This window comes from Wolbachia endosymbiont of Pentalonia nigronervosa, from assembly GCF_014534705.1.
Classification (GTDB): domain Bacteria; phylum Pseudomonadota; class Alphaproteobacteria; order Rickettsiales; family Anaplasmataceae; genus Wolbachia.
On sequence record NZ_JACVWV010000116.1, the window covers coordinates 1 to 2,491 of the forward strand.

Annotated in this window: 3 protein-coding genes; 2 read left to right on the forward strand and 1 reads right to left on the reverse strand. The window is 34.8% G+C overall.

Features of this window, described 5'->3' with window-relative positions; genetic code table 11:
* The first annotated feature begins 110 nt into the window (after positions 1-110).
* Together IC220_RS06965 and terL are read left to right on the forward strand one after the other, a co-directional pair.
* Positions 111-842: a hypothetical protein gene (locus tag IC220_RS06965; RefSeq protein WP_188153725.1), complete on the forward strand. Its 732-nt coding sequence runs from the start codon at positions 111-113 to the stop codon at positions 840-842.
* A gap of 203 nt (positions 843-1,045) precedes the next feature.
* Positions 1,046-2,380 carry a phage terminase large subunit gene (gene terL / locus IC220_RS06970; protein ID WP_188153726.1) on the forward strand — a complete coding sequence of 445 codons (1,335 nt, stop codon included), beginning with the start codon at positions 1,046-1,048 and terminating at the stop codon, positions 2,378-2,380.
* Here terL and IC220_RS06975 read toward each other — a convergent pair.
* Positions 2,311-2,491: transposase (locus IC220_RS06975; protein ID WP_188152748.1), on the reverse strand; the 181-nt coding region annotated here is incomplete at its 5' end. The two genes, terL and IC220_RS06975, sit on opposite strands and share 70 nt — an antisense overlap.

A 2,491-nucleotide genomic window follows, 5' to 3' on the forward strand; every position in this document is an offset into this window, starting at 1 on the left:
TCATTATATATCTTATTGCATTAATAATCGCTCTAATATCGTGTTTTCTTGGCCTTCCTATTGCCCCTTGTGCAACGTATGGCTCTAGTATTTCCCATTCTTTGTCACTTATGTCACTTGGATACATTTTTTTACCTCTTAATTCTACATTTGCTTTAGTATATTTATCTTTTCATTTCTTTTCAAGACATCTTCTAAATTTGGCAATTTCATTAATACCATTTCTCATTTTTCGAGCTATTAATAACGACATATTTAATAAAAAAAGCAATGCTCCAGATACCACAGATGCTTCAGGTCAAGCACAACCAACAAACACAGTTTTTACCGAGAGTGAATATAAAGAACACGTTAATGATGCATTCAATAAATTAAGTAGCAACACAGAACCAAAAGAACCTATAAATAATGAAAATGAAGATCTAAATCAAACATTAATCAGTCGTACTCAACCAAATGTACAAGTAATATCTCGAACTGGTAATCCAGGTCAAACGGAAGAAACCACTATTGTAAGTAGAATAAATAATGAACGCATACGAGATGGTAAAGCAGTGATCAGATCAAGAATAAACGAGGAAGAAGCACATTTCACGTTTGTTATTGCTGCTGATCATGTTATACCCGATAATAATGCTATGAAGAGTTCTGCAGCAGCTTGTGGGATGCGTTGTGAAATTGTTGACAATGGTACAGGTGTAGATCTTTCATTTGGTGCTAGTGTTCGTACTGGAGCAACCCAAGGGCAAGCAATGAATAAATTATTACGAAGTGAAGTAGCGCAAGGGATTCTAAGTGATTGTGAAGTGGAAGTGCAAGCAATAACACGAGTTCACAGCTAATAAGTAACAAATTTTCTAATGTTGCTCTAGCTTCGTTGTATGCTTTACTTTTTTCTACCATAATACTCCTTCCTTAATTTTTTGTACTATTTTAGGTGCTTCTTTACCATAAACACTTATTTGAACCATTGTGGGTAGTTGTTACGCTGTATCCTCTATCTAATCTATTCCAAAAGAGTTATATCAGACAAAGTAAAATTATTATGAATAAAATCAACTTTCTAAAATTTATTGAGCTGTGCTTTCAAACAGTTGTACCAGGATATGAGTATCGTCACTATCAATACATAAAAGTTATAGCTGACAGGCTAGAAGCTGCAAGTGCTGGTGAGATTAGGCGTATAATATTTAATATGCCACCACGCTCGATGAAATCTATCTGCATAAGTGTTGCATGGCCTGCATGGATACTTGGAAATCAGCCGACTGCAAAAATAATAGTTGCGAGTTATTCCAGATTGCTGAGTGAAAAACATTCGCTTGATACAAGATGCATAATGCAATCTGATTGGTACAGAGAATTATTTCCAGAAGTGAAGTTATCGAAGGATCAAAATACTAAATACAAGTTTCAAACAGTACAGAGGGGGTTTAGAATTGCAACATCTGTCGGAGGAACATTAACGGGAGAGGGAGGTGATTTTATTATTGTAGATGATCCATTAAATCCTGTTCAAGCTTTAAGTGAAACGTTCAGGAAGCATTCTACCAACTGGTTTGACCAAACTTTGGTGTCTAGGCTTAATGATAGGAAAAAAGGGGTGATTGTCCTTGTGATGCATAGACTACACCAGGAGGACTTGACAGGACACCTTCTTTCTAAGCCAAGAGATATATGGCATCATGTTTGTTTGCCAATGATCTCTGAGAGGAAGCAAATTATCAATTCAATCTTGGTGAAAGAAAAGAAATTATATTCAAGAAAAGAAGATCAGCTGTTGTATCCTTTGGAAAGAGAAGAATGTGAAATGATAAAAATAGAGTTGGGAAGTTACGCTTTTGCTGCTCAATATCAACAAAATCCTTTGCCACTTTCAAGTGGTATAATTAAACAAGAATGGCTGAAACGTTATAAGAATTTTCCTGATAATTTATCGCACATTACACAAAGTTGGGATACTGCAATTGCAATAAACAATTCTAATGACTTTAGTGTTTGTACAACTTGGGCAAAAATAGATAACAAGTTTTACTTACTTGATGTATATCGAGCAAAACTTGAGTATCCAAAGCTAAAAGAACAGTTTTTATTACTTGCGGAAAGATGGAATCCACATGCAATTCTTGTTGAAGCAAAAGCAAGTGGACAGCAACTGATACAAGAACTAAAAGCAAACAGTGCTTTACCAGTAATCGCAATAGTACCACACAATGATAAACTCACGAGGTTTCATCAGATTGTTTCGCTAATAGAATCAGGCAGAATTTTTTTGCCACACCATGCAGTATGGTTAGGTAGTGTCGACATTTATTTTAACCAAAGATATATAGAAGCAATATGGACAAAAGATAAGAAAGAAATAGCTAATTTATCATAACGAGTAGCAACCCTACGAAAATTCTTGAGTTTATTGAACATTCTTTCGATGAGATTTCTCTCTTTATAAAGCTCTTTATCGTATTCTCTTGGTGTTTTTCTATTGGAACGT